General features: G+C 37.3%; 9 protein-coding genes. 5 read left to right on the forward strand and 4 right to left on the reverse strand.

All coding sequences use genetic code 11. The features are described from left to right. Positions 1-105: 105 nt before the first annotated feature. The 3 genes from PVV64_RS09795 to PVV64_RS09805 all read right to left on the reverse strand — a co-directional run bounded on the left by PVV64_RS09795 (position 106) and on the right by PVV64_RS09805 (position 1,673). Positions 106-612, reverse strand: coding sequence for a hypothetical protein (locus tag PVV64_RS09795; protein WP_273760812.1), 507 nt, complete (start codon positions 610-612; stop codon positions 106-108). 89 nt (positions 613-701) lie between these two features. Next, positions 702-1,124, reverse strand: coding sequence for a hypothetical protein (locus tag PVV64_RS09800; RefSeq protein ID WP_273760813.1), 423 nt, complete (start codon positions 1,122-1,124; stop codon positions 702-704). Positions 1,125-1,346: 222 nt separating this feature from the next. Beyond that, a complete protein-coding gene (locus PVV64_RS09805; RefSeq protein ID WP_273760814.1) occupies positions 1,347-1,673 on the reverse strand; it encodes a helix-turn-helix transcriptional regulator in 327 nt (108 codons plus the stop codon). A gap of 94 nt (positions 1,674-1,767) precedes the next feature. On the opposite strand from PVV64_RS09805, the gene PVV64_RS09810 reads away from it, so the two are divergent. The 3 genes from PVV64_RS09810 to PVV64_RS09820 are packed head-to-tail and all read left to right on the forward strand — an operon-like array spanning position 1,768 to position 3,404. Continuing rightward, on the forward strand, positions 1,768-2,088 hold the full coding sequence (locus PVV64_RS09810; protein WP_273760815.1) for a hypothetical protein: 321 nt from the start codon (positions 1,768-1,770) through the stop codon (positions 2,086-2,088). Positions 2,089-2,097: 9 nt separating this feature from the next. Further along, on the forward strand, positions 2,098-2,415 hold the full coding sequence (locus PVV64_RS09815; protein ID WP_273760816.1) for a dATP/dGTP diphosphohydrolase domain-containing protein: 318 nt from the start codon (positions 2,098-2,100) through the stop codon (positions 2,413-2,415). Between the two features lie 11 nt (positions 2,416-2,426). Further along, on the forward strand, positions 2,427-3,404 hold the full coding sequence (locus PVV64_RS09820; RefSeq protein WP_273760817.1) for a hypothetical protein: 978 nt from the start codon (positions 2,427-2,429) through the stop codon (positions 3,402-3,404). A gap of 222 nt (positions 3,405-3,626) precedes the next feature. On the opposite strand, the gene PVV64_RS09825 is transcribed toward PVV64_RS09820, so the two are convergent. Beyond that, complete coding sequence (locus PVV64_RS09825; protein ID WP_273722026.1) at positions 3,627-4,295, reverse strand: hypothetical protein; 669 nt, start codon at positions 4,293-4,295, stop codon at positions 3,627-3,629. 75 nt (positions 4,296-4,370) lie between these two features. On the opposite strand from PVV64_RS09825, the gene PVV64_RS09830 reads away from it, so the two are divergent. Together PVV64_RS09830 and PVV64_RS09835 are read left to right on the forward strand one after the other, a co-directional pair. After that, a complete protein-coding gene (locus PVV64_RS09830) occupies positions 4,371-4,847 on the forward strand; it encodes a hypothetical protein (RefSeq protein WP_273760818.1) in 477 nt (158 codons plus the stop codon). Further along, positions 4,834-5,145, forward strand: a 312-nt coding sequence (locus PVV64_RS09835; protein ID WP_273760819.1) for a DUF1376 domain-containing protein, incomplete at its 3' end; no start/stop codon positions are given. The genes PVV64_RS09830 and PVV64_RS09835, both read left to right, overlap by 14 nt.

Raw genomic sequence — 5,145 nt, forward strand, 5'->3', positions numbered from 1 at the left:
CAGAGATAGTAATACAAAGTTCTCCGAGGTTTTGAGCACTTTTCACAACTGTCTGTACACACCAAGTAGGTTTAATTTCATAGCTATACATGATTATCCCCTACCTTAAACAGTGTTGTTACCAGAAGCTTCTGTATTTCTGGGGACTTGGTCGCTGTCACAAATGATGGTATTACTAGACAGAATGGAGTAACCAAAAACCTCAGTACGACCAAAAATAGTAGCTTTTCCACGAAGCCACGCTTTATGATAAACATTGGCTTTGCCAAAAACCTTGGCGTTTTCAAAAACTCGCGCTTTATCAAAAATCTTGGCATTGCCAAAAACCCATGCATTTTCATAAACTTTGGCATCACCAGAAACCTTGGCATTTCCATCAACCATGGCTTTCCCAGAAACCTTAGCATTTTCAGAAACGACAGCATTCATAGCAACCATAGCATCATCATAGACCCAGCAATTGCCATCATGAGATAGGTTACCTTCATGTTCTATAAAACCGCCAAGATCACCTTTCTTGACGTTTCCAAAGTCTTTTAAAGCGCGAATACGGTGAAGTGTTTTATTTCCAACTTTGATTGTCTCATCTGTCAGTTCGTATTTCTTTTCCATATTTCATCTCCTTTCGGTTAGACTCTTCCTTTGTCGCTCTTGAAAAGAACGGCATTGGTTTGTGTTGTAATTTTTTGAAAAAGGGTGCGCTATGAGAGGCGCTTTGAATATATTGAGTAATTTGGATAGTCAGGAAGGACATCAGAAGGGCGTAAACGGTTTTGCTCTTCATAAGTGCCGTAGACTTTATCAATGTATTCTTCTTGAGCTAAATCATCTAAAAGTTGATTGAAAGCCTCACTTTCACGAATAAAGCTATGAACCTTAGAGTGCTCATTAAGGCGCTCTCTGTTCTCGTTTACATAGAATTCAGCGATCTCTTCAGAGATGTCTTCACACCGGTTAGTTGCGGGTTCAACGCGGAAGATTTGGACGGCATTATCGGCTTCATTAATAAAATCGATAATGTCTTTTTCTTCATAAAACGGGCCAGCTTGTGCGAGATTTTGCGCTTCATTTTCGCACATGAGTAAGAGAATTTCATTAGAATTTATGAAAACTGGTTTTTTCATAACGGTCTCCATTTATTATCAAAATATTTAAACACATTTTGAAAAAAATGCCTTGACATGGGGATTTTTTTTCGGGGTATGGTGGTTATATATTTCATATTTAATGAACAACGTCAATAAAAAAATTCATAAAATATGAAATTTTATAAAGACAAAAATTAATTATTGACAATACAATGTTAGAAAATTTGGAATTATGGAGATGAAAAGTGATGGCAGCTATTATTCTTTGTCTAAAGAACAAGAGTTTTGAAGAATCGTTAAAACAGCTTTCTGAACTTCAGGTTTTGCTTGATAGTAAAGGCGAATAAATTGTTCAGATTCTTTTATTAAAAAAGGTGGGATTACACCAAAAAAATCAATAATCTTTATGAGTTCGTCAGCTCTTATTAATCTAGGTTTTACTGGTTTATTTTTTGCTGAATTATTTAGCATATTGGATAAAGTAGATGGCAATACCCCCAAATGTTTAGCTAGCATTTTCTTACTGCCATGCCCATTTTTAGCTAATTGCTCATTAAGCCATGCCTTTAATTGATCCGATTCCATAAGAATAAGGCTCTTTCATGTGATATGAAAAATCAATAGAAAAAAACTGAATTTTTATCTTGATAAAATTCACGAAATATGAAATTTTATTGTTATGAAAAAAGAACCTGCGTATACCATAATAAAATATTTAGGGGGAGCTGTTAATGTTTCGCGTATTTTGCAGAAATGTAAAGGTGCTGTTTATCGTATCACTTATTCTAAAGAGAAGGGGGGGGCTAATGGGTTATTTCCTTCAATTTATCAAGCGCAATTATTAACCTATGCGCGTGAGCATGGGATAGATTTACGTCCAGAAGATTTTTTTTATCCCGAGCGCTTGCAGAGATTAATGCAAGAGCAAGCCAGCCCCCCATTGTCGAAAATTTGCAAGAGCAGCTGTGTTGATAGCGCGTGCGACGGTTTGCAGCCTTAGGAGATGATGATGTCTGTAAATGAAGCGTATAAGAATGATGATGGGAAGCCTCGTTTAGATCTTATACCGCCTTTAGCACTGATGGAAATCGGTCGTGTTTTAGAGTTTGGAGCAAAGAAATACGGAGCAAATAACTGGCGTAATGGCATGGATTGGAGCCGGTTTCACGGAGCAGCTTTGCGTCATTTATTAGCATGGTTTGGTGGAGAGAGTAAGGATGCTGAGAGTGATTTATCGCACTTGGCACATGCGGCGTGTTGCCTGCTTTTCTTAATGGAATGCGAGGCAAAACAGATTGGTTGTGATGACCGCTCTCATAAAAATTAATGGAGATCAAGATGAGTTCACATGAAATGATAGCGATAGTTGTGTTTGTGGTGTTTGGAGCTTTGCTTTTTAGCGGGGTGATGTTTCGTTTTGCATTGCATTATCGGGACAAGTTTAAGCAACTTGCAGGGCAGATTGAAAAGTTTCAAGTCCAAATTGCAGAGCTTGAGAGAGAAATTGCAGAAAAAGATATCAAGTTTTTAAAGAAAACCAAGCAGACCATTGATGAATGTGATGCGGATCTTAAAGAACTGCATCAAAAGATAGATGCGTATGATGAAGCGTTCAAACGGAAGAACGAAATTATAGATGAACTAAAAGCAGAAGTTCAATCACGTGATGAGGAAATAGAGAAGCTTAAAGAAGAGATTATTACCCTTAAAGATAATATAGTACCAGTTGACCCCACTAAAAAATACGAATTCACTGGTGAAATCAAAGAGTACAAACTCAGTGGTGAGAAAGGTGATTGTAAGCATATTTTACACCGAATTCGAGCATTAAAAAACTTTGGTACCATTAAGAAAAGTGATTTAGGAGGCTGGATAGCAAAAGAAGCCAATCTTAGTCACGAGGGTGACTGTTGGGTTGGGGGCGAAGCTATGGTTTTTAGTGATGCTCAGGTTTATTCCAATGCACAAGTTTATGACAAAGCTCAAGCTTATGGGCAAGTGGTTGTTGGCGGTAATGCCAAGGTTTATGGCAATGCGCGTGTGTATGGAAATGCAGAGATTTGGGGGGCGGCACAGGTTTATGAAGAAGCGCGCGTTTACGGATATGCTACCGTTACTAAGAATGCAGAAGTTTATGGTAAGGCACAAGTTTACGAGGAGGCATTAATTTATGGTACAGCGAAGGTTTATGACAATGCAATTGTTTGCGGTAATGCACGTGTTGATACAAGCAACGTTGGTGGTGGTACTTTAGTTAATAGTGGAGAAGTATCTACAGATAATAAAAAGGACTCTTCTCAGAAGAAAAGGAAGTGAGGAGAGAGGGATGTCGATATATGCAGTCGTATCAATTGTTATGTTTGTAATTGCTCATTTGTATTGGTTTTATAATATTTATTGTTCTTTCAAAGAAAGGCAGAAAATCACAAAAAAGATAAATGAACTAAACGAAGTGATGTTTAGTACAAATCAAAAGCTTGAAAAACTAATTAAAAGCAAAAGAGATTAGGAAATAGGATCATTAACGTGTTGATTGTTCTAATATAGTTTAGCAGGTGCCAAGGAAGGAATGGGAATATGCACTTCAATTGTTTTATTTGGAAGATTTGGTGAGCTGTGATGTATAATAAGATTAGGATTGCTTAATGTATGTGGCTTTAGAGAGCGAATATAGAGGCATAAATCCAATTCGTTATCGTTCATCAAAATTAAACCAGTCCAACGATTTTTTTTGGGTTCCATTGCAGATAAAGAGAAGTTAATGCATTTTTCTTGTTTTATATTAATAGTGATAATTTTCTCTCCATTACAATCTTTCTTACGACACTTTACGAGAAAAAAATTAAACGGTTCTTCTTCTGATAAGCTGATACTGTATATTTGAATGGCTTTTGGGGTAGGATTTTTTATGTGTAAAAATATTCTAATCATTGGGAAATCAGGTTGGTCAACACGTATTGCCGATTTTATCTCAACAATGCTAATGTCTAATTTTTCTCCTAAATCTCGTTCTTCTTTTTCTTGCCATAAAATGTCGACGAGATCTTGTAGTGATTTAGTTTGGCTTTTGAAGAGCTCTAATTTTTCCTCTATTTGTTTTCGAGCTCTTTTGTCTAGGGAATTTATCACTGCTGCTAGAATAAATGAAACAATACTACCAACAAGAGCAGCAATGATATTACTGATTATTTCAGATAGTGTTGGCATATTTCAGACACCCTTCTTTCTTTCATTTTTGGAAAAAAACAATCCTATAAAACACGTTATGTATGGAGTGGCGCGGTGATTAACACAATTCTTTGTTTTGATCTAGGTACGAAGACAGGGTGGGCGATACGTGGTGGGGATAATAGTATCATTAGTGGGACCATTAATTTTCAGCCCCGCCGTTTTGAAGGCGGCGGGATGCGTTATTTACGCTTTAAGAGATGGCTTAATGAAATAAAGCAGGCAGCAGGTCAAATTGACGCGGTGTATTTTGAAGAGGTGAGGAGCCATGTTGGTACAGACGCAGCGCATGTTTACGGTGGCTTGTTAGCAACGTTAACGGTGTGGTGCGAGCATCATCAGATACCGTATGAAGGCATTCCAGTTGGTACGATTAAGAAAGCGACAACAGGCAAGGGGAATGCGTCGAAAGAAGAGATGATAAAGGTAATGCGTGCAAAAGGACACGCGCCTTGTGATGATAATGAAGCGGATGCTTTAGCAATTTTACATTTAGTTAAAGAGAGGGAGATCACGAATGATATCCAGTAATAAAGTAGCGTGTGTAAAGTTTAGTACAGATAAGTTTTTAAAAGAGCTTATGGGCTTAAAAGCAAAAGAGAAGGCTGTTTATACAACCCTTGTGTTGCTTATGAATGATAAGAAAGCGCCTCTTATCAATAATGCGTCTTATTTATCAAGTTGGTGTGGGTGTTCAGTAAAAACGTTTCAAAAGACATTAGAGACTTTAATAAGCATGGGTTACATCACGCGTTTAGAAAATGGAAACTTATGGCATAGGTCATTAGCTTTTGATTATACGATTAGCAAAGCTTCAGAAAGGGCTTCA

Origin of the sequence: Bartonella sp. ML70XJBT.G (genome assembly GCF_028618575.1) — a bacterium.
Lineage (GTDB): Bacteria > Pseudomonadota > Alphaproteobacteria > Rhizobiales > Rhizobiaceae > Bartonella.